At 32.9% G+C, this 23,178-nt stretch carries 21 protein-coding genes; 10 read left to right on the top strand and 11 right to left on the bottom strand.

All coding sequences use genetic code 11. The annotated features are described in order from the left end of the window. Positions 1–2: 2 nt before the first annotated feature. Positions 3–1,256, top strand: a complete 1,254-nt coding sequence (locus LBV24_RS03415; protein WP_224477195.1) for a cation:proton antiporter — start codon at positions 3–5, stop codon at positions 1,254–1,256. On the opposite strand, the gene LBV24_RS03410 is transcribed toward LBV24_RS03415, so the two are convergent. Beyond that, on the bottom strand, positions 1,249–1,968 hold the full coding sequence (locus LBV24_RS03410) for a DUF3298 and DUF4163 domain-containing protein (RefSeq protein ID WP_224477194.1): 720 nt from the start codon (positions 1,966–1,968) through the stop codon (positions 1,249–1,251). The two genes, LBV24_RS03415 and LBV24_RS03410, sit on opposite strands and share 8 nt — an antisense overlap. A 148-nt stretch (positions 1,969–2,116) precedes the next feature. Between LBV24_RS03410 and LBV24_RS03405 the strand changes: the two genes are divergently transcribed. Then, on the top strand, positions 2,117–3,256 hold the full coding sequence (locus LBV24_RS03405) for a cystathionine gamma-synthase (RefSeq protein ID WP_224477193.1): 1,140 nt from the start codon (positions 2,117–2,119) through the stop codon (positions 3,254–3,256). A gap of 67 nt (positions 3,257–3,323) precedes the next feature. On the opposite strand, the gene LBV24_RS03400 is transcribed toward LBV24_RS03405, so the two are convergent. Beyond that, complete coding sequence (locus LBV24_RS03400; protein WP_224477192.1) at positions 3,324–4,130, bottom strand: THC0290_0291 family protein; 807 nt, start codon at positions 4,128–4,130, stop codon at positions 3,324–3,326. Between the two features lie 220 nt (positions 4,131–4,350). On the opposite strand from LBV24_RS03400, the gene gdhA reads away from it, so the two are divergent. From gdhA to LBV24_RS03380, 4 genes are all read left to right on the top strand, one after another. Next, entirely contained in the window at positions 4,351–5,694 is a 1,344-nt protein-coding gene (gene gdhA / locus LBV24_RS03395) for an NADP-specific glutamate dehydrogenase (RefSeq protein WP_224477191.1), read from the top strand. A 124-nt stretch (positions 5,695–5,818) separates the two neighbouring features. Beyond that, a complete protein-coding gene (porZ, locus tag LBV24_RS03390) occupies positions 5,819–8,206 on the top strand; it encodes a type IX secretion system anionic LPS delivery protein PorZ (protein ID WP_224477190.1) in 2,388 nt (795 codons plus the stop codon). Between the two features lies 1 nt (position 8,207). Beyond that, positions 8,208–8,927 (top strand): DNA repair protein RecO, encoded by a 720-nt coding sequence (gene recO, locus LBV24_RS03385; protein ID WP_224477189.1) that lies wholly within the window; start codon positions 8,208–8,210, stop codon positions 8,925–8,927. Positions 8,928–8,954: 27 nt separating this feature from the next. After that, the gene (locus tag LBV24_RS03380; protein ID WP_394371111.1) at positions 8,955–11,384 is read left to right on the top strand and encodes a TonB-dependent receptor plug domain-containing protein; all 2,430 of its coding nucleotides are present in this window, start codon (positions 8,955–8,957) and stop codon (positions 11,382–11,384) included. Positions 11,385–11,434: 50 nt separating this feature from the next. Here LBV24_RS03380 and LBV24_RS03375 read toward each other — a convergent pair whose 3' ends face one another. Then, positions 11,435–13,807, bottom strand: coding sequence for a T9SS type A sorting domain-containing protein (locus LBV24_RS03375; protein ID WP_224477187.1), 2,373 nt, complete (start codon positions 13,805–13,807; stop codon positions 11,435–11,437). A gap of 135 nt (positions 13,808–13,942) precedes the next feature. Between LBV24_RS03375 and LBV24_RS03370 the strand changes: the two genes are divergently transcribed. Next, entirely contained in the window at positions 13,943–14,368 is a 426-nt protein-coding gene (locus LBV24_RS03370) for a regulatory protein RecX (RefSeq protein WP_224477186.1), read from the top strand. Positions 14,369–14,417: 49 nt separating this feature from the next. Here LBV24_RS03370 and LBV24_RS03365 read toward each other — a convergent pair whose 3' ends face one another. The 7 genes from LBV24_RS03365 to LBV24_RS03335 form a co-directional block, all read right to left on the bottom strand. Beyond that, the gene (locus LBV24_RS03365; RefSeq protein WP_224477185.1) at positions 14,418–14,909 is read right to left on the bottom strand and encodes a DUF6646 family protein; all 492 of its coding nucleotides are present in this window, start codon (positions 14,907–14,909) and stop codon (positions 14,418–14,420) included. A 58-nt stretch (positions 14,910–14,967) separates the two neighbouring features. Further along, positions 14,968–15,831 carry a cupin-like domain-containing protein gene (locus LBV24_RS03360; RefSeq protein WP_224477184.1) on the bottom strand — a complete coding sequence of 288 codons (864 nt, stop codon included), beginning with the start codon at positions 15,829–15,831 and terminating at the stop codon, positions 14,968–14,970. A gap of 72 nt (positions 15,832–15,903) precedes the next feature. Next, the gene (locus LBV24_RS03355; protein ID WP_224477183.1) at positions 15,904–16,377 is read right to left on the bottom strand and encodes a hypothetical protein; all 474 of its coding nucleotides are present in this window, start codon (positions 16,375–16,377) and stop codon (positions 15,904–15,906) included. A 55-nt stretch (positions 16,378–16,432) separates the two neighbouring features. Next, on the bottom strand, positions 16,433–17,851 hold the full coding sequence (locus tag LBV24_RS03350) for a flotillin family protein (protein ID WP_224477182.1): 1,419 nt from the start codon (positions 17,849–17,851) through the stop codon (positions 16,433–16,435). A 29-nt stretch (positions 17,852–17,880) separates the two neighbouring features. Further along, positions 17,881–18,525 (bottom strand): hypothetical protein, encoded by a 645-nt coding sequence (locus LBV24_RS03345; protein WP_224477181.1) that lies wholly within the window; start codon positions 18,523–18,525, stop codon positions 17,881–17,883. A gap of 298 nt (positions 18,526–18,823) precedes the next feature. Further along, complete coding sequence (locus LBV24_RS03340; RefSeq protein ID WP_224477180.1) at positions 18,824–20,650, bottom strand: TonB-dependent receptor plug domain-containing protein; 1,827 nt, start codon at positions 20,648–20,650, stop codon at positions 18,824–18,826. Positions 20,651–20,683: 33 nt separating this feature from the next. Next, positions 20,684–21,097 carry a putative signal transducing protein gene (locus LBV24_RS03335; RefSeq protein WP_224477179.1) on the bottom strand — a complete coding sequence of 138 codons (414 nt, stop codon included), beginning with the start codon at positions 21,095–21,097 and terminating at the stop codon, positions 20,684–20,686. 101 nt (positions 21,098–21,198) lie between these two features. Between LBV24_RS03335 and LBV24_RS03330 the strand changes: the two genes are divergently transcribed. The 3 genes from LBV24_RS03330 to LBV24_RS03320 are packed head-to-tail and all read left to right on the top strand — an operon-like array spanning position 21,199 to position 22,444. Then, positions 21,199–21,708, top strand: coding sequence for a DUF2975 domain-containing protein (locus LBV24_RS03330; RefSeq protein WP_224477178.1), 510 nt, complete (start codon positions 21,199–21,201; stop codon positions 21,706–21,708). A gap of 2 nt (positions 21,709–21,710) precedes the next feature. Beyond that, positions 21,711–22,235 (top strand): DUF2975 domain-containing protein, encoded by a 525-nt coding sequence (locus tag LBV24_RS03325; RefSeq protein ID WP_224477177.1) that lies wholly within the window; start codon positions 21,711–21,713, stop codon positions 22,233–22,235. Between the two features lie 2 nt (positions 22,236–22,237). Next, the gene (locus tag LBV24_RS03320; protein WP_224477176.1) at positions 22,238–22,444 is read left to right on the top strand and encodes a helix-turn-helix domain-containing protein; all 207 of its coding nucleotides are present in this window, start codon (positions 22,238–22,240) and stop codon (positions 22,442–22,444) included. Here LBV24_RS03320 and LBV24_RS03315 read toward each other — a convergent pair whose 3' ends face one another. Beyond that, entirely contained in the window at positions 22,445–23,176 is a 732-nt protein-coding gene (locus tag LBV24_RS03315) for an SOS response-associated peptidase (protein ID WP_224477175.1), read from the bottom strand. Positions 23,177–23,178: the final 2 nt, after the last annotated feature.

Here is a 23,178-nt window from a genome sequence, read left to right as displayed (position 1 = left end):
CTATGGAATATTACTCAATAGCAACAATCTTAATTGTTATATCTGCTATTTTCGGTTATATAAATGTGAGGTTTATAAAATTACCAATTACAATTGGATTAATGCTTATAACAATTGTGTTTACAGTTGTTCTAGTAATAATAGGTCAATTTGACGATACTTTGTTATTAAGAGAAAAAGCATTTATTAATAGTATTGATTTTGAGACTGTACTGCTTGACATTATGTTAAGTTTCCTGCTTTTTGCAGGTGCGCTTCACACAAATTTTGATCAATTGAAGGTGCAACGTGGGCCAATTTTAGCATTTGCTACACTAGGTGTAATGGTTTCAACAGTATTAGTAGGTACAATTATGTTTTACGTTCTAGGCTGGATTGGTATAGATGTATCATTTATCTATTGCCTATTATTTGGTGCATTAATATCTCCTACTGATCCAATTGCTGTTTTGGGTATATTGAAAAAAGCAGGAGCGCCAAAGAAACTTGAAACCAAGATTGTTGGAGAGTCCTTATTTAATGATGGGGTTGGTGTAGTGGTCTTTCTTACCATTTTTGCCATTGCCGCTAAACCAAATGCAAAAATTGAATTTTCTGATATAGCTACACTTTTTGGGCAAGAAGTTATTGGTGGAATTGGCCTAGGTTTGTTTTTAGGATGGATTACTTATAAATTAATGAAATCTATAGATAATTATGAGGTTGAGGTAATTCTAACTATTTCGGCCGTGATGGGAGGAACAATGTTAGCTCATAGATTTCATTTATCAGCACCATTGGCGATGGTAACGGCAGGTTTAATTGTTGGTAATGACACAATAAGAAGCACTGCGATGTCAGAGACTACAGAAGCCTATGTCGATAAATTCTGGGAATTGATAGATGTACTTTTAAATACAATTTTATTTGTAATGATTGGAATGGAAATGCTAGTTTTAACCTTAGAGGGTAATTATATCTATGCTGGGTTATTAGCAATACCAATTATTTTGTTATGCCGTTATATATCACTTTGGTTACCTGTTAAGTTTTTTGCAAAACGTTTAGATTTTGTACCCAAAACAAATCTAATTATGACCTGGGGAGGATTAAGAGGCGGTATCTCAATTGCATTAGCCCTAAGTTTAACAACTGAAATGCACAGGGAATTATTCCTAGTCATAACATATATAGTTGTAGTTGTTTCAATTGTTGGTCAAGGATTAACTGTAGAACCAATAATTAAAAGATTGACAAGAAATAAAGAAGTTAGTTAAAGTTAATTATTGAATTAACATCTTCAAACGGAATTACAAACTCGGTGTAACCTTGAGCATAACTCGCTATTTCATAAGTGTTATATAGCATAATTAAACCTTCTTCACTATATCCAATATTTTCAGGAAGTTGAAAGGATTTACCATAGAAGTAGTCTTCTATATTTAAATTTTCTTCTTGAGATTTTAAATCTTCAATAAAGTATGTTTTCGCTATTTTTTTTAATGTGATTGTATCATTAATCAAATTGGCATTTTCGATTATGCCACCCGTTTTAGCATTTAGGTTTAAAAATTTGATTTTATCATTTCCATGTGCTCCACCCTTAAACTCATAGGTGTTAATTGCAATAGATATAATTTCATCAGATTGATAAGTCCTTTCTGTCTCGACGTAAAGTTCCCATTTAGGATCAGATTCATCAGGAAATTGAGACTTAAATGCTAAATACTCTTCATTAAATTCATTTAAAACAGAGTTTAAATTTTCAAATTTTGTTTCAGGATTCAACGATTTAATAATTAAGCTTTCAATATTTGAATTTATAGTCTTAGCCAATTCACTACTACCGTTAGCCTTCTCATAGTTTAGAGAAATATCTGCATCATAATCATTTTCAGCGCTGATGATTTTAAACGTAGCTGGTTTAATTTCAGGTTCACAGCCGATAGCTAATGCGAACAAAAAAATGAAAGCTGTAATTGTTTTCAAGATTACACGAATTTGTTAAACACTTAATAAAGGTATTGTATTGATTTGAATAGAACGAATTATGGAGTAAATTTGTTGTGCTTTTAAGACAGAATAATGTTAAGTAAAGTCCTTGGTTGCGTCTAAGGAAATCTAAATAAAAATTTAAATGAAATTTAATACTAAAACTATACATGGAGGTCAAGAGCATGATCCAGCATATGGTTCTGTAATGCCTCCAATTTATCAGACTTCAACTTATGCACAATCGACACCAGGTGGTCATAAGGGATACGAATATTCTAGAACACATAACCCAACCAGAAATGCATTAGAAAACTCCTTTGCAAGTATAGAGAATGGCAAATACGGATTGGCCTTTGGTTCTGGTTTAGCTGCAATAGATGCTGTTATAAAATTATTACAACCTGGAGATGAAGTTATATCTACCAATGATTTATACGGAGGAACCTATAGATTATTTACTAAAATTTATGAAGACTTTGGTATAAAATTTCATTTCATTGGAATGGAAAATGCTAATAAAATCGAAGATTACGTAAATGACAATACCAAATTAATCTGGGTAGAAACACCAACCAACCCAATGATGAATGTTATAGATATCGTTGCTACTTCTAAAATTTCGAAAAAACACAATGTATTACTAGCAGTGGACAACACATTTGCAACACCCTATTTACAACGACCATTAGATCTAGGTGCAGATATTGTAATGCATTCTGCCACAAAATATCTTGGCGGACATAGCGATGTGGTAATGGGCGCATTGGTTGTTAAAGATGAAAAGTTAGCTGAGAAATTATATTTTATTCAAAATGCAAGCGGTGCGGTATGTGGGCCACAAGATTCGTTCTTGGTGTTAAGGGGTATAAAAACTTTACACATAAGAATGCAACGACACTGCGAAAACGGAATAGCAGTAGCAGAATATTTGAATAATCATCCAAAAATTGAAAAAGTATATTGGCCTGGTTTCGAAAATCACCCAAATCATAATATTGCCAAGTCACAAATGAGTGATTTTGGTGGGATGGTTTCATTCACCACTAAGGGCAATAACTTTGAAGAAGCTATTAAAATAGTAGAAAAACTTAAGGTATTTACTTTGGCTGAATCACTTGGAGGAGTAGAATCATTGGCTGGTCATCCTGCAAGTATGACACATGCGAGTATCCCAAAGGAAGAACGCGAAAAGACAGGTGTGGTAGACTCTTTAATTAGACTAAGTGTTGGGATTGAGGATGAAGAAGATTTAATAAATGATTTAAAACAAGCAATTGGATAATGCTGGAATTATTAGAAATAAAAAAACCCAAGTAATTTTTAACTTGGGCTTTTTTTATAAATCTTTTTTAGTCTAAATAATAGATATAGCCAAAGTTGAACCATAAATTCCAGTCATTAGCTTTATTAGAATCCAATTTATGGTCTAGACCATCAATAAAATCATCAAAATAATATTGCCATCTCAATTCTACAAAAAGGTCTGATAATACAGTTAACTTATATCTAGTTCCTGCACTTGCAACAACTGACCATGTAGAACCGCCTTCATCACTTATGAATGGGTCTCCACCAGAATTAGCATTCCAAGGATTATAAAAGTTGTCAAGATTATTAATACCTCCTGGCAAGCCATAAGATGTTTCAACAGTTGGATTAAACGAAACAAAATGCGCACCCAAAGCCGCAAATGGTGCAAATGAGTATGCACCAGCGGAGAAAGCTCGTATACTTTTTGGAAAAAATTCTAACTGCATACCTATATCCCAATTTTGAGCTTCACCAGTGTGGGCCCTCAATTGATCTGCTTCTGGGGTTGTTCTATCATCATCAACCCACTTACCAAAATGTTCTAATTTGGTTTTATTCCATGCAATTTCAGTTCTTAGTTTAAAATGGTCATTAAAAAATGTATCAGTAGAATAACAGTTACAATCTGCCCTATAGGAGAAATTAATATAATGTACAATTCCTACAGCAATACCTGTATTTCCAGAATTTGTCTCAAAATCACTTCTAACACCAAAATCCGATTGGAACGCAACAGGACCAACAAAAGCGCCAATCTCATGCGAAAAGCCTAATTGGGAATATATCGATTGTATCGATAGCATCATTACAATCAGTAGTGTAAGTTTTCTTAAGTCTTTAGCCATAATGGTTTTAAAAGTTGAGGCACCTGCCGAACAAATATATAAAAACTCGATTAACTACAAAATAAAACGGACAAAATGCAAGATTATTCTGTTTTTGCAGAATTCATTGACATTGTAAATATTTCAATTATAATTGAGAATATCAAAAAAATATAGGCCATTTTTTAAAGATAATGTATATTTGTAGCCTGTAAATCACAATTTATTAACAATATTTTATATGAAAAATAAAATAGATGCTTTCATGGACCTTGTTAAGGAACGCAATGGCCATGAACCAGAGTTTTTACAAGCTGTTCAAGAGGTAGCAGAAACTGTAATTCCATATATCGTTAAGCACGATATTTATCACGGAAAGAACATTCTCTTAAGAATGGTTGAACCAGAAAGGTTGATATCTTTTAGAGTGAGTTGGGTTGATGATTCTGGTGAAATTCAAGTAAATAGAGGTTATAGAATCCAGATGAATTCTGCTATTGGTCCTTACAAAGGTGGATTGAGATTTCATCCTACCGTGAATGCTAGTATTTTAAAGTTTTTGGCTTTTGAGCAGGTATTTAAAAATAGTTTAACAACACTGCCAATGGGTGGTGGTAAAGGTGGTTCAGATTTTGATCCAAAGGGAAAATCTGATAACGAGATAATGCGTTTTTGCCATGCATTTATGACTGAATTATATAGACATATCGGACATAATACAGACGTACCAGCAGGTGATATTGGCGTTGGTGCGAGAGAAATTGGTTTTATGTTTGGTATGTACAAAAAATTGAACAATACATTTACTGGTGTTTTAACTGGTAAAGGACAATCTTGGGGAGGGTCTCTAATCAGACCTGAAGCAACAGGATACGGTACCGTTTATTTTGCAGAAAGTATGCTTAGTACACAGAGCGATTCATTTAAAGGAAAAAATGTAGTGATTTCCGGCTCTGGAAATGTGGCTCAGTTTGCTGCTGAAAAAGCAATTGAACTCGGTGCTAAAGTTTTAACTTTTTCTGACTCAGGTGGTTATATTCATGATGAAGATGGGATTGACACAGATAAACTTAAGTTTGTAATGCATCTTAAGAATGAAAAACGAGGAAGAATTAGTGAATATGTAGATAAATATCCAAATGCAAAGTATTTTGCAGGTAAAAGACCTTGGTCTGTCAAATGTGATATTGCTTTACCATGTGCTACACAAAACGAATTAAACGGAGAAGAAGCTAAACAATTGGTTGATAATGGTTGTATATGTGTTTCTGAAGGTGCAAACATGCCTTCAACTCCTGAAGCAATACATGAATTTCAAAATGCAAAAATATTATTTGCACCAGGTAAAGCATCAAATGCTGGTGGCGTTGCGACGTCTGGATTGGAGATGAGCCAAAACTCACTTCGTTTGAGTTGGACAAGAAAAGAAGTTGACGCAAGATTAAAAGATATTATGGAGGATATCCATGATTCTTGTGTTAAATACGGAAAGAATGAAGATGGTTCTATTGACTACATAAAGGGTGCAAATATTGCTGGCTTTGTAAAAGTTGCTGACGCAATGTTAGCACAGGGTGTGATATAGTAAAAAGAAAAATAATTTGATCAAAAGCCTCTAACAAATTTTAGAGGCTTTTTTCGGTTCTATTCATATTATAAACTTAAATATTACGTTTGTAATAAATATATTTGAACAAATGAAAGAATTGATGAGTAGAATTGCGATAAAGTTATTTGCTATAGTTGTTTTCTTTTGTCACTATGGCTTCGCTCAAGAATTTTCAGCACTTTGGGAATCTCACTATTCATATAACAACATTGTTGATGTTGTAACTGGGAATAATACCATATATGCTGCTGCTGAAAATGCTGTTTTCAGCTTTGAACCCCTAACAAATGAACTCTCAACCATTACAACTGTCGAAGGATTATCAGGTAGAGAAATAACCACAATTTACTTCAGCAGAGATTTTAATTATTTATTGATTGGCTATGAAACAGGTTTGATTGAATTATATTCAACATTGGATCAGTCAGTTTTGTCCATAGTGGATATATTAGATAAAGAAAATATTACTCCTGACAAAAAGCAAATAAATCACTTCTATGAGCATGACGGCTTTATTTATATTTCGACCAATTTTGGTGTTTCGGTTTATGATTTAGAAAGATTAGAATTTGGTGACACTTATTTTATTGGGAATGGAGGTTCACAGATAAGAGTTAATCAAGTTTCGGTTTTGGATAATTTTGTTTACGTCGCATGTTTAGATGGGACTGGATTAAAGCGAGCAGCCTTGGATAATCCAAACCTAATTGATTTTCAGCAATGGGAAACAGTTTTAGGGGGAAACTTTAGAACTGTTAATACTCTGAACGAAAAAGTATATGCAACTCGTTTGAATAGGTCATTATTTGAGATTGATATCAATGGATTTATCGAATTATTTCAATTTGACACATTACCAAAAGACAGCAAGGTTTCTGGTAATAATATTGTATTTACTGCGAATGACGAAGTACTCCTATATGACGTAAACATACAACTAGTAAACATTTTTCAAGCATCTACGGAATACATGTCAGTTTTTTCGTCGGCGACATATTTAGATAATAGAATTTATATTGGAACTAATGATTTCGGAGTTATAAGTAGTGAAATTTCGGATGGAATTGACTATTTGCAATTATTGCCCAATGGACCCATTGAGAATAACATTTTCAGACTGGACGCAACCTCTGAATCTGTTTGGGCCACATATGGGGAATACACAGAAGCATTGAATCCCTTTCCTTTAACATCCAAAGGAATTAGTTACTTATATGAAGATGAATGGTATAATATTCCTTTTGACAGTGTCCTCGGGACGAGAGAATTAAATGAAATCACACCGAATATTTTTAATCCAAGCCAAGTTTTCATCAGTTCTTATGTAGATGGTATATTAGAACTAAATGATTTTTCTCCAACTGAATTACTAGATGAAACTAATAGTGGTTTAGAAACAATTGTAGTGCCTAATAATCCAAATGCAAGTGATATAAGGGTATCTGCGACTGAATTTGACACAAATGGTTTACTTTGGTCATTAACTAGTAGAGTAGATCGTGCATTAAAATCTTTTGACCCAATTTCGGGAAATTGGCAAGGCTATAGTTTTTCTGACTTAATTGATGATCCATTATCTGGTGAAGTAGGATTTTTTGACATGGAAATTGATAACAATGGAACCAAGTGGATAGGATCATATAATAATGGATTGTTAGCATATAACGAAAGTATTGGTAACAATCCATTGAGAAATTTAAATTCTGAATCTCAAAATGTGTTGCCATTTACAAGGTTTACTGCATTAGCTTTGGATAATAGAAATCAGTTATGGTTAGGAACAACCAAAGGATTAAGAGTATTATTTAACACATTTGGGTTTTATGATGATCCCAATCCTACATTACGTTCCATAATTATTCTTGAGGAGGGTATACCTAAAGAATTATTAGCTAATCAAGGTATAACAGATATAAAAGTGGATGGTTCTAACAATAAGTGGGTGGGTACAGCAGATTCAGGTGTTTTCTATTTTTCACCAGATGGTCAGAATACAATTTATCATTTTACTATTAATAATTCTCCTTTGCCTTCCAATACAATTAATGATATATCAATTGATCCAAATAACGGGATTGTATATTTTGCTACTAATAGAGGTTTAGTAGCTTTTACTTCTGGAGGTTCTTCTACCAAGGAAGATTTGGAGGAGGCGTATGTTTATCCAAATCCGGTAAGACCAGAATACGACATACTTGGGTCTAGTGACCTTAATGATATTAATAAAGGCATCAAAATTACGGGCCTTACCGAGCGTGTAAATATTAAAATTACCGACGTAGAAGGTAATTTAGTTGCCGAGGCTCAATCAAATGTAAATTTAAGATCATCACAGGCGAATTACAATTTTGCAATTGATGGAGGAACTGCTATATGGAATGGTAAAAATCTTGCGAATTCTATTGTTAGAACAGGTGTTTATTTAATTATGATTTCAGATTTAGACTCCTTCGAGACTAAAGTTCTTAAGGTTCTTATTGTTAGATAAAATGCTTAGATCAAATAATTGTATAGTACTTTCAAAATTAAAATATCGTGATTATGATCTCATTGTTAAGTGTTATACAGAGGAGCATGGCATAACAAGTTACATGCTTAAAGGAATTCTTAAGTCCAAAAAAAGTCAATCGAAAACTATTTATTTTCAACCTTTATCATTACTTCAAATTGAGGAAAATTATAGGCCTAATCAGTCTTTACAATTTATTAAGGAAGTTAAATTTAGTCATGTTTATAAATCCTTACACACCAACATCTACAAAGGCTCAATTGTATTATTTCTTGCAGAGATTTTATCAACGGTTCTAAAAGAGGAAGAGCCAAACAAAGATTTATATAATTATATCTCAATTGCATTTCAGTATTTGGATGCAGAAGATAATTTTTCAAATTTTCATTTGTTGTTTTTACTTAACCTAACAAAATATTTAGGTTTTTATCCTGAAAAAACTCACCAAAAACATCCATTTTTCAACTTAGAATCTGGTGTTTTTGAATCCGATAATAAAGGAAAACACTCAATTTCTGGCGAAAATTTATTGCTTCTCAAACATATGTTGGGCATAAATTTTGATGCTCTTTATTTGGTCAAAATTAACGCAAAGCAAAGACGTGAGTTTTTAAATATGTTATTGCATTATTTTGAATTACATTTGGAAGGTTTTAAAAAACCTAAGTCATTGCAGGTGCTTAACGACGTATTTCATTAAGCCAATTTTTGAAAAGATTTAATGCTGATGCCTCTAAAATTGAAATACAATTTTATTTACACCCTTATACTGGTTTTATTTCTTAAACCAATATGTGCTCAAACAATTACGGTTTTAGAAAAATCGTCTAATGAGCCTGTACCTGGAATAGCTCTTTATAATCTCAAGAAAACCAAATCACTTGTTACAGATTTAAACGGTAAAGTGTCTATTGATATATTTGAAATTAATGAATTAATATTTTTTCAAAATTTTCTGTATGAGAAATTACAAATTAGAAAATCAGAAATATTAAACAACAACAATATTGTCTATATAATACCAAAGGTTGAAGATTTAAATCAAATTGTTATTTCGGCTACAAAATTTGAGCAAGAAAAAAGAGACATTCCACAAACTATTGTAAGTATAGGTGCTGAAGAAGTAGCATTTGTTAACCCACAAACAAGTGCGGACTTATTAGAAAACACTGGTAATATTTTTGTACAGAAAAGCCAAATGGGTGGAGGGAGTCCTATGATAAGAGGATTTTCTACAAACCGTTTACTAATAACCGTAGATGGTGTTAGAATGAATAATGCAATATTCAGGGGAGGTAACATTCAAAATGTAATCTCCATTGATCCATTATCCATAAAAAATACAGAAGTCACCTTGGGAGCCGGATCTGTTGTTTATGGTAGTGATGCAATTGGTGGCGTGATGAGTTTTTATACTAAAAAACCACAATTATCATATAAGGACGAAATATACCTTAATGGTAGTGCTCTTATCAGGTACGCAAGTGCAAATGAGGAAAAAACCGGTCATTTTGATTTTAATTTAGGGTATAAAAAATGGGCATTTTTAACAAATGTTAGTTACACGAACTTTGATGACCTAAGAATGGGAAGTCATGGACCAAATGAGTACTTACGAAATCAATATGTTGTTAGACAAAATGGTGAAGATGTTTTAATGAACAATCCAGACCCTCAAGTACAATTACCTACAGGATACAATCAGATAAATTTAATGCAGAAAGTTCGTTATGAACCGTCTGATAATTTAAATTTTGATTTTGGCCTTTATTTTACAACAACTTCAGATTATCCAAGGTATGATCGATTATTGAGGCCAGATGAAGATGGGTTAAAATCAGCGGAGTGGGATTATGGTCCTCAGCAATGGTTTATGACCAATTTTCAAGTTACCAAAACAAGTAGCAGATCTAACTTGTATGACAAAATACAATCGACATTGGCCTATCAAAATTTCAAGGAGAGCCGAAAAGTTAGAGATTTTCAATCTCCTCTCAGAGAAATAAGAAAAGAGAACGTTAATGCATTTTCATTTAACCTTGATTTAGAAAAATCACTTAGCCCAAAGACCTCTTTCTTTTATGGACTTGAATACCTATTCAATAAAGTAGGATCAAATGGTAAAGAAGAGAATATTGAAACTGATGCGAGTGTTAGAAATGTCACACGTTATCCAGACGGTTCAACTTGGCAATCCATTGCAAGCTATGCGAGTTTAAAATATAAGCCTAATAAAAAATTCGTGTTCCAAACAGGTTTGAGATTTAATCAGGTTATCGCAAAAGCAGATTTTACTGAGAATAATGAATTTTTAAATTTACCATTTGATAATACAGAAATAAATACTGGTGCACTTACTGGGACGGCTGGAATTACTTGGTCTCCAAATAACGTGATTCAGTGGAAATTAAATGCTTCTACTGCTTTTAGAGCTCCCAATATTGATGATATAGGTAAAGTTTTTGATTCAGAACCAGGATCTGTTGTAGTACCAAATAATGATTTAAAATCAGAATATGCATATGGTGGTGAGCTTGGATTGAAACTAAACTTCAAGAATAAGATAGTGCTGGATTTAGCTACTTATTATACATTTTTAGATAATGCTTTAATTCGGAGAGATTATGATATAAACGGTGAGACAGAAATTATTTATGATGGTGAATTAAGTAATGTACAGGCCATTCAAAATGCGTCAAAAGCATGGATTTATGGTTTTGAGGCTGGAATAGATATAAATTTCTCTGAAAATTTGAAATTAAGGTCTCAATATAATGTTATTGGCGGTACGGAATATAATGATGGAATTGAAGTTCCTGTTAGACACGTCGCTCCTATTTTTGGAAGGACACATTTAATATGGAAGAAAAATAACTTTTTACTCGATGGATTTCTAGTCTATAATGGTTCTTTATCTTTTGATCAATTAGCACCTTCAGAATACTCTAAAGCATACTTATATGCTATTGATGAGAATGGTAATCCTTATTCGCCATCTTGGCATACAATTAATCTTAGAGCGCAATATCAATGGAATAACAATTTAAGTCTCACAGCAAGTCTTGAAAATGTAACTGACCAACTTTACCGACCATATTCCTCAGGTATTTCTGCACCTGGTAGAAACCTCATTCTAGCCTTGAGATATATGCTATAAAAAAAAGCCTAATTCATAAAAACTAGGCTTTTCTTTCATTGTTGTTTATTTTATAAACGTTTTATAGCTTTTTTGGAAATGGTTTGTCCATTAGATAGTGTTACTCTGGCTATATAAGCAGATTTATTCAAATTATCTAAGTTATAAATCTCGGTTGAGTCTTCACCTTTTAGATTATAAATGGTTCTACCAACTAGATCAATAATTTGCACATTGGTGATATAGTGGTTTGAATTGACTGTGAATTTAACTTCACCATTTGATAATTCTGATATCGAAAGTTGGCTTTCATTTATATTGTTTTCGTCTATTGACAATACTTGAGCATTGAAAACAATATTAAATCTTTCATTAAAGGCACCAATTTCTGATGTGAAAGTGTAATCTGATTCTTTTAGGTTGTGAATTGTATTTAATAAGTTATCTCTTAAATAAATATCATTGTCTGTATAAAAGTCGCCTTCAAATTGTGCAATCGAAATAGTGAATATTGTAGGAGATTCGATAATTGTATTAAATCCAAGATTAATTATCTCATTTATGTCTAGACTTAAATTACTTCTACCTTGAATTACAAATTCGTCATCGCTATTTTCAATTGTTGAATATAAACGTGCGTAACTTTGAGATGATCCATTTCGTTTTACATCATAAAAAGTACCATCGTTCCCATCTGTTGCTCCAACCAAATGCGCCATTGCAATTTGATTATAAACGCCATTGTCAGAAGTTAAGTCTAACCATAATACATTTCTACTTCCAGACCCTGAACTTGGATTAGTATTTCTAAAAAACTGAGTATTATTACCAGTATCTCGCATTGAATTATTGAATGTAACATTTGCGCCACCTAATGCCTCAACAAAGAAACCTTGACCAGAAGGAATAAAGTTATCAGGTATTACACCAGAACCGCCTGCTGTATTAACTCCACTTGCTGAGAGTACAGCATAGTCCGCCGTAGAAAAGTTGAACCCTTCATTTCCTTGGGCATTTGCATTCAATGGAGTTGCCTGACTCCATAGATAAACAGCATCAACAATACCTGCGTTGGTACTAAAGAATTTACTTGCATCAACAGCGCTCGGATAAGGATTACCAATAAAATTCCAGTCATTATATGCACCGCCAGAGTTATTTACTATAGCAGGTTGGTAAATGCCATTATTTAGTGGGCCAACAAAAGTAAATTGTTGAGCAGCAGGAAAAGGACCAAAGGTACTTGGAGTTGCAGCATAACCAACTCCTGGAGTCATTACACCTGTTGCAAGTTGCCATGCATTAGCATCATCATCTATATCATCTTGGCCTGGATTATATACACCTGTATTACCGACTTCTGCTTGCAAATCAACAAAGTTATTTGCATCAAAATAATAACGTCTATTTGCAGGTACGATGGCAAAAGCATTCTCAATGGTTTCCCCTGTTACTGGCGAACTCCAATAGGTATAATCTAATGAACCATTTAAAATTGAAGTTTCTTTTTGAACAGTTACTGAGCCAGCGGTAGTATTTACACTAGCATCATTTTTTTGAACTATTGCACCTTGAGACTCAAGGATTATATCTCCATTTGTAATAATTTCATTTTTGATATTGATAAATGAATTATCAGTTATTCTTAAAGTACTTCCTGCATTGATAGTTAAATCACAAGCTGTAATGTTGCCGTACGCTGTGGTGTTATAATCAAAATCTAAGATAACCGAAGTATTAATATCTGGTGCGCCATTATCCCAACCCGTATTGGTCCATGTTGTTGTAGAGGAACATGCTGAAAAGGTTCCCCAAATTTCAATATTATCTATTGCAATATCTTCATCTCCTGCGTCTAGACTAAATTCAATTTCTATATCTATTAGTGATCCCGTGCCAGCTATAGTTTCAGTGAATTGCGTAAAAGCATCCGTTATTTCAGCCCCATCACCTGTACCATCAAAATCTGTATCTAAAAATGGTGGAGAGTTAAAAGTACTTCCATCGTTCTCTATCCATAATAAATTTGTTAATGTTCCAGAATTATCGATATCAAACTTGAAATGAACATAATCAAAATTATCCCAGTCCTGATTAACAGCGCCATCGTCATCTTCGGCCAAGTAAACTCGAAACTCCAAATTTTCATAGCCTGCTATATCAATATTATCCAAATTTAAAGTAACAGGCAGTGGAATCGTGTTTCCACTATCTATGTCTTCAGCTGTAAAATAATAACTGCCTTGAATGTTGGTGAAAACTTCGGTGGTAATATCAGAACCGTCAGTTCTAATAAAACAATCATTTGTTCCATTTGTGAACTCAGGAATACTTGTTGTATAACCTCCAGGGACTTCAAAATTGACTTCAGCAATTTTAACTTGCCCAAAAGAAATTCCAAATAGAATAAAGGAGAAAACGAGGGATAGGTAGTTATTTATCATGAGGGTGATATTTAAATTTGGGTACTATTGTATTTTATATACCATTGTAAATATGCGAATTAAATTGTAAAAATGGCTTATTTTTAAGGTTTGAATCTACAAAAAACATATACGGTCGACGAAGCGCAAAAAAAAATGGAGATTTTTTGCGCATATCAAGAACGTTGCCATAAAGAGGTTAGGGCTAAATTGATGTCAATGAACATGATACCTCAAGTAATAGATACAATTATGGTTCATTTAATAGAGCACAATTATTTAAATGAAGAACGGTTTGCAATGACCTTTGTTAGAGGGAAATTCAGGATTAAAAAATGGGGTAAAAATAGACTAAAGCGGGAATTGAAATTTAGAGATATTTCAAACTATAGTATTACTAAAGCAATTAATCAAATTGGTGAAACAGAATACCTAAAAACTTTAGATGAACTTGTAATTAAGAGAGTTGCCCAAGTAAAGGAAACCAATAAGTACAAGAAACGAAAAAAAGTGGCTGATTACCTTTTATATCGCGGTTGGGAATCTCATCTTATTTATGAAAAACTAAATGAGTACGTATAAAAAAAGCCTTTTCACTGAAAAGGCTTTTTAATTTTATATTACCAATTAATTAAAGATTAAAAGAGGCTCCAATATTAATTGTGAATTGATTATGTAATTCTTCCGCAGGAGTAAGATCGTCAGTATTATACTTAGCAAAAGGTGTATTTAATTCTGTATAAATACCAAAACCATCTGTAAAGAAATAGCGCATTCCTAAATGGCCTCCAAAATTTTTAAGTCCAAAGCTTAATCCAGGATAAACATCAAAATTTTCATCTATTGCCAAAACGTTACCAATGTTGGCATTGAATCTTGCTCTCACATCAAAACGATCCTTAAAGTCTGCATCTAATTCTTCTTCCACTCCTAGTAAATATGTGGAAGAAAGTCCTAAAGAGATGTTTTCTCCTATACCGTAATCGTAAGAAGCATTCAATCCTGTACCGTTGCTTTGAAAATTAGCACCAACTTGAAATTTGGCATCGTCTTTTCCCTTAAAAGCTTGAGAGTTTCCTAGTCCAAATGATGCTAGGGCAATTATTAAAACTATTTTTTTCATAAGTAAGTTATTTAAAATCGTTGGCAAATATACAAATCCCTATGAATTAGCATATTAATTACAAAATAAAACGATTTGTATTTTCAATTGCTTTTTCATTTTTCCAATCAATCCATTTTTGTCCTTTAATCCGACGCATTACATTATCATAGTTTCGCATTAAAAAAACGTTATACAATGCTTTTCCAAGATTTTTTGGATTTCTGGCGATTGCTCTTAAACTCATTGAGAAACCTGGAGTTATATACCGCATATAATGCCAGTAACCTTCTGGCATGTAAAGAACCTCACCATGTTTAAGATCACAAATATAACCTTCAACATGTTTTAAAGCAGGCCATTTTTCAAAATCAGGATTCGTCCAATCTATATCTTCTCGCGTTATTAACGAGTGAGGGATTTTATAAAGAAATTTATTCTGTTTTTGATCAAATAAGATACATTGCTTTTTACCTTCAAAATGAAAATGAAAAATATTGGCTAAATCTATATCATAATGCATAAAGGTATATGAGTCTGTACCTCCAAAGAAGAGCATGGGTAAACCCTTCATTAGCCGTAATCCAAAATTTGGATATTTAAAGTCTTTTTGAAGTTGTGGTACTTCCTTTAATATATTCCAGAGAAAAATTCTAAACTTGGTTGGTTCACGCTTGAGCAAATCTACATAATCACTCATTTTCATTGTTGCATGAGCTTCGTTAAAACCGTCCTTGTAATCTACTGGTCTGTCATCGTACAGTGGCACTGTTTTATCACCTGCAACTTCCTTTATATAATCTAAACTCCATTTAGAATATGCTGGCCAGTCTTCAATAAAACGCTCGATAACCACAGGTTTTTGAGTTTTAAAATAGTGCTTTAAAAAGTCGGTCTTGGTTATGGTTTTAACACGTGGAATTTGTTGTAGGTTCAATGCCAAAATATTCCGTTTTAAATCAAAGTTAATAAAACGTTTCTAAAACTATAATATTACATTTTCAAATTTTGTTGCTTAAAGCCACTTGGACTCTCTTTCTGTAGCATCGAGAATATCAATATTTAAAAAGCTTGCTATCTGTTTGGCTTTTGCAAAAGCATCGTCTTTTTTATAGGTAGAATAAGCTTCAATTTTTTTGTTTGTGTCATAGAATAAATTAAGTTTTATAATTTCTTTAGACACATTGGTTTCTGCAGTTCTAGATCGTAAGGTGGTGTTTTCGTTCGTTTTAAATACGGACACATATTCAATTTTGGGAATCGGTTTCCATGAACCTAAGGAAACACCTAATATCGATTTAGTCTTTCTGTAAAATCCATTTTTAAAATCAAATTCTGACCCTTCAGTTAGTAGGAGAAATACACCCATTCCAATTAACAAGAATCCTTTAAAACTAGAAAATAATGAAATTACTCCTACAACCAAGGCAAGACTCCCTAGAATGAGTTTCCAGATTGGGAGCTTTCGGTTAATGACAATTTTGTTCATATTATATTGTAAAAAAGCCCACTATATTGAGTGGGCTTTTAATTAATAATTAATTTTATGTTTTTTCAATTTCAGCATCTTCTGCATCAATTTCTTTTTTGTCTTTACCTTTAAGATATTCTGGCAAATCCATACCGGCCATATTGAACATTTCTTGTAAAGGTGGCACTGACTTATACATACCAGAGATAAAGTTAGAGGTTGATGATTTACCATCTTTTCCACCGCCATTTTCCCAAACAGTAACTTTATCAATCTTAATATTCTTTATAGCCTCAGCTTGTGTTTTAACTAATTCAGGTAATTTATCTGCAATTAATAATAGTACGGCATCTTTAGAATTGTTACCAGCAGCTTTTACAATTTCATCTAAACCTGCTGCTTGCTTCGTTAATACTTCATATAACCCTTTTGCTTCAGCCTGTGCTTTAAATAATATGGCATCTGCTTCACCTTTTGCGCGTCTTCTGATACGCTCAGCTTCTGCTTCAGCATCAATTTCCACCTTACGCTTATCTATTTCAGCAGGTACAATAACATCAGCCATTTGAGATGAACGTTCACGTTCTGCTCTTGCAGCTTCAGCCTGTTGCTCTGCGGCATAAGACTCTTCTAATGCTTTAGCTGCTTGCACTTTTTCTGCGGCAATCGCTACACGCTCGGCTTCAGCTTCACGCTGACGACGTAAAGAATCTGAATTTGCTACTGATATTTTTGCAGAGTTTTCACCTTCTACTGCTTGTGCATTAGCAGCAGCAACTTGTGTTCTTTCATCTTGTACGGCATTTGCTTCACCTATTGATCCATCTCTGGTTTTCTCGGCAACTGATTTACGAGCTGCATTTATAGCATGTGCAGCAGCTTCTTTACCAAGTGCTTCTATATATCCAGACTCATCAACAATATCTGTAATGTTTACGTTGATTAGTTTCAGACCAACTTTTTTTAATTCGGTTTCAACTGACTGTGAAATATTGGTTAAGAATTTATCTCTATCATTATTAATTTCTTCAATATCCATAGACGCTACAACTAAACGTAATTGTCCAAAAATGATTTCCTTAGCAAGTTCTTGTATGTCTTGTAATCCTAACCCAAGTAATCGTTCAGCAGCATTTTGCATCACACCTGGTTCAGTAGAAACTCCAATGGTAAAACGCGATGGTACATTAACCCTTATGTTTTGTTTAGATAAAGCATTAACTAAGTTAACTTCTATAGAAATAGGCGTTAGATCTAAGAATTCATAATCTTGAATTACTGGTATTATAAATGCAGCTCCACCATGTATACATTTGGCAGATTGTCCTCCACCAACTTTACCATATACAACTAATATTCGGTCAGAAGGGCAGCGTTTGTATCGTTTTATTAATATTATTATGGTGAGTACAATAAACAGCGCTACAAAAATGAGTAGCATTGGTCCGCCAAAGCCTTCCATGTTTATACTTTCTTGAATGAGTAGTTTCATAGGACAATTATTTTTTAAGGTTAATATTATTATTCGTTACTTAATAGGTGATTACCACCAGCTTCTAGTTCTTTGTTATTTGACTTTAAAGGTTCAATAGGTTTCCGCGTATGATCAACTATTAAAATTCCATTAGAAGTTACATCTACAACTTTAATTATTGTGCCTGATTTAAGGTCTGTTAATGAATCGGTTAAAGCATCTAATTCTCTCACAGTTCCTTGTACGTTTACGGATACCTTACCCATACTAGATCGGTCTGCACCTATAGTAAGGTATACTTCACCAACAGCATCTAATGCATTTTTATATTTTAAAGTGCCACTATCCGATAGCTTGCTAATAAAATAAAAAAGTGTTGCCATTATCAGCATCATTAGTAATCCACTAACAACTGAAATTATAATTGTAAGTGGTTTTGATAAGCCAGCATCTATGCATGCGATTCCGCTCCACCCAAAAATGGTAAAAAAGCCTACTAAATTTTTAAAGCTTATAAATTGAAAACCGGCACCAACATCACCATCAAAATCTGAATCTACATCACCCAAATCATCCGCATCTCCACCTGCAAAGGCCATTATCATAACTACTGCAAATATTAATGAACCTATGATGGCTACTGCCCAATATATCTTAGCCAAAAAATCTAAGTTTGAAAACCAATCTGCCATAACTTTTAATTTTTAAAATGCGTTAATAAAGATACAATCATTGTAAGAATATTCCATCTTAATTTTGAAAGTAAATTAGACATAAAGTCACCACCAAATAAGACGTTATAAGTCTTGGTCTTTTGAAATCTTTTTTTGGACAAGAAATTATCCAAATTAGGAATGTCAATTGTTATATGATGGTTAGTTTAGGTAAGGCCATTACTGTAATGCTCAAAAAGTATTGAGTACTGACCTACTTTCTATATATCAGTAGTAACTGAAAGAATTTTGTTACAAAATATTTAAAAAATATTTTTTATCTAAAGTTATATCTAAATCCAAACAATACGTTACTTGGTGGCATCGGTACAAAACCTGTTTCAATATAATCAGCATTAAAAATATTACTTGCCGTTACAGTAAACTCCATTTGTTTTAAACGCATTACTAAAGATGCATCCCAAACATTATATGTTTGCCCAGTAGTTCTTTCGGCATATTTATAAACTATATTTTGACGTATATTTTTAAATAACTGAGTACTAAACCTTGTAATGTATTGGTGCTTAAGTGTATTAAGCGAGTAACGAGATAGTTCTGGGTTTTGGTCTAAAATATCATCTTCTAAAAATGAATAGCCAAAAGCAAGTGTCTGATTAAATTCTTTAATCTTAAAATTATAAGACGCATCAAACTCTATACCTTTAGTATTTACCTCTCTTATATTCGTTGCTGTAAAAACACCGTCAGTTGTGTTTGGTCTTATGTAATCAATTAAGTTATCGGCATCTCTATTAAATACAGCTACAGAAGCAGAAAACTTAGGTGAGAAATACTTTATGCCTAATTCTTGAGCAAAAGCTTCTTCGGGTTCTAAATCAGGATTCCCAGATGTTGCTGGATCACTATAGTATAAATCAGTATAAGTTGGTATTCTATATGTATAACCAACATTTCCATATAATCTTAAGTCATCAGAAATTGAATATCCAATGTCAATACCTGGAAAGGCATTAAAATCAAAATCTGAGAAATAGGTCATGGCAACACCAGGAGTAATATCTAATTTGTTATCTGCTAGATTGAATTTATGCTCCAAGAAAACTGTCGCCATAAACCTGTTTCTATTGCCTAGATTATTACTGCGCAGATAAATTTTAGATACGTCTACACCAAAACCTGTGATTCCTAATTTTGAATTGTATGATGCATTAGCTTCCGCACCAATTTTATCAGAAATATGAAAATTTCTATAGAATTCAGGTTCAAATCGTCTCAACAAAAACACATCTTGATTACGTTTCCAATATACTCTGGGGCGAATTTTAAAATTATTCTTTCTAAATGTTGTTGTAAAGGCAATTAAGCTATTTTGAGTTTCCTCATATTCGTTAAAAGTTGAATTGGTAGTGTAAAAGTTCTCAGCACCAAACTTTCGTTCCATAAACGTTGCAATCATTTCTATAGGTTGCTTGTCTTTATTGAAAATACTTTTAATGAAATAATTGGAATTATCATAGTCTGAATTATTTCTGTAACCTGCAGAAGTTACTCTGCCAAAGTGTACAATATGCGTTGCATTGTCTTGTTCTAGGCCAACGGTTACATTCCCATTAAGCTGACCAAATGAACCAGCTTCAACATTTGTTGAAACTGTATTATTCAATTTCTTTTTTGTAACTATATTAATAGCTCCAGTAAATGCATTTTGGCCAAACACTCTAGCAGCTGGCCCTTTTATGATTTCAATACGTTCAATTACTTCTATTGGCAAAGCCGCATTCATTGTATGATGCCCAGTCTGTGCATCATCCATTTTAATACCATCAATTAAAAGTAATGTTTGGTCAAAGCCACCACCTCTTATAAATAAATCGGCCTGACTTCCACCTGTGCCTCGTCGTCTTATATCTACGCCAGCAACTTGTTGTAATAGGTCTGCAACATTTACTGCTGCGCTATTTTTGATGTCTGCTGAAGTTATGATATTAACCGTTCTAGAATTCTCCTTAAAAGGAATGTCAATACGCGTTGAGGTTAGAGTTATTGAGTCTAAATCTTGTTGCGGTATTGTTTGCGCATCAATACTATTAATTACTGATAGTAAGGCAACTACCAGAAATAATTTCTTATTAAGGGTCATTTTATTAGTTAGTTTGTTGCCGCAAAGGTAGAATTATTTTACAGGAAAACTAGTCTCGCAAGCCTCACATTTGTATTGATATCTTGCAGTAAATGGTAACGTACCTGAAACAAAACCGATTATAAATGAGATCAAGGATTTAAAATCTGAAATGGATGAATATAAACCTACTTGTTTGTTATTACAATTTGGACATTTTATCAGATTGCCATCGTCGTCCAAAGTATAGTTTGTAATTGAATTTAAAATTTCTCTTGCCTTGTTTTCGTCTTTTACGAGGACTTTTAGTTTAACACCACCAATGGCTTGACTCACTAATGGATCTGTATCTATAGTAACGTTATCTCTAAGAAAAACTTCAATACCATCTGCCTCTAAACGGCCTTTTGCTATTTGAGCTTCGGTTGAGTATGGATAGCGAGCTATGGTCACAAAAGTGTCTTTCATGGTGTAAATATAGTACTTATTGAGTGGCAAAGAGCAAGTAAAATTATTGTTTTACAATAATTATTTTATATTTGTTATTGTTAAACAATAATTTATTAACTATGAGAAAATTAATTATTCTTAAAAGTTTAGTTGACTTTATTTGGATTATCACTTGTATTCCACTGCTTTTTTTAATGGGATTTTTTCTGGTCTATATGTTTGTTGAACCAGAAGCTTTAGATATTGTTTTCGATGAAATCTCTTTTGACAAAACGATACCTAATTATATTAAACAATTTTTTGGATTGTTGTTTATTATTATTACATCAATATCAGTCTATTGTTTATTTGTTTTTAGAAAAACCCTACGATACTTTCAACAGGTAAAACCTTTTCATATTGATGTTATAAATAATTTCCACAAAATAGGTTACATGCTTTGCGGTATTGGTATAGGCGGTACTTTAATAGCATTTGCATCCAGAATATTATTTAAAGGTGAGTTTATAATTAATTTAGGTATTACACCATATCTAGTATTAACAGTTTTAGGGTTGTTTTTTATGGTCCTAAGTGAAGTATTTAAGGTAGCAAAACATGCCAAGGAAGAAAACGAATTAACAGTTTAATTATGAAAGATAATATCAACATTTTAACTATAATAACTTGGGCAGTTTTGCTAGTTGCAGTTTCTGTTTTGCTAAATGATATGCGAGAGTTTGATTTTAATCAATTCGAGAATTTTCAGAATTGGGCAAAAACTGCAGACAGAAATGAATCTTGGTTTACCTCAAAGAATGCCATTGAATGGAGTTACTATGCTATAACTGCTGGAATTTTCTTTTGGAGAGGCTATTTAATTTATGGTTTTAGTTACTTTTTATCAATACTAAAAGAAGTTGAGACCGGGAAATACTTCAGTGATAAGAACATCAAGTACTTTAGAAAGATTGGAAATATTTTCATTAGTTACACCATAGGTATATTGGTACTTAGATTTCTTTTAGCTGCAATAGGAGAATCTACCTTTAACTTTATTAATGAACTCAAGGAAGAATTCACTTTTTTAATTCCTGCAGGCCTGGCCTTTTATATTTTGGCTGAAATATTTGAAAAAGGAAAACAAGCAAAGGAGGATAACGAATTAACCATATAGTCATGCCAATAGTAGTCAATTTAGATAAAATGCTTGTTCAGCGTGGCATGAAAAGCAAAGAACTTGCTGAGTTTATTGGTATTACTACTGCAAATATGTCCATTCTAAAATCTGGTAAGGCAAGAGCAATTCGGTTTTCTACATTGGAGGCTATCTGTAAGGCCTTAGATTGTCAGCCAAGTGATATATTAGAATATGTTGAAGATTAATTAAAAAAGTGTATCCTTTTGTACAGGTTGGATAATATAAGGTTTGTTAGTATCTACATTTCTTTTATATAAATCAGTGCTTACAGGATGTGCAGTAAATGATTTATTTGTCATACCAACTGCCATGAGTTCATTGACTTCTGGGATGCTCAATCCATCGTCTAACCAGTCTTCAAAATAATGCGGATCTAAAACCAAAGGCATGCGTTTGCCTTTGTTATGGACTTCCATAAAAAAATCATTAGCATCGGTTGTGAGTATAGTTGTGCTTAACGTATTGTCATCAATTTCGTTATAAAGTCCTGCAAAAAGAAACAGATCTCCGTCGGGATTTTCAGTTGAGGGTTGGTAGCAGAAGTAGGGAATGGCCTTACCATTTTCATGATGAGGTTCGTAAAAACCATCTGCTAATATTAAACAACGTTTATCTTCTGCACTATTTCTAAAGGAAGCCTTATCAAAAATAGATTCTGAGCGTGCATTTAAGGTGTTGCTTTTTTTTCTGAATGCTTCAGGATCATGTATTGCCCAATCTGGTATTATTCCCCAGCTAGCATCATAGATGGTATTGGGTTCATCCATTTTTATGATTTGAAGATTCCCATGTGTAAATCCGTTGAGGTGGAAATATGGTTTGTAGGTTGAGTTGGCATCAAACTTTACCTTTATTTGATTGCGAAGCTCTTTTTCAATTTTTTCTCGTTCTTTCCGTAATGCTGTAGAGTAACACATGA

It is taken from the genome of Winogradskyella vincentii (genome assembly GCF_020166345.1).
Taxonomy (GTDB): domain Bacteria; phylum Bacteroidota; class Bacteroidia; order Flavobacteriales; family Flavobacteriaceae; genus Winogradskyella; species Winogradskyella vincentii.
Note: the sequence above shows the minus strand (reverse complement) of the source record. Positions and strands in the feature narration are given on the sequence as shown.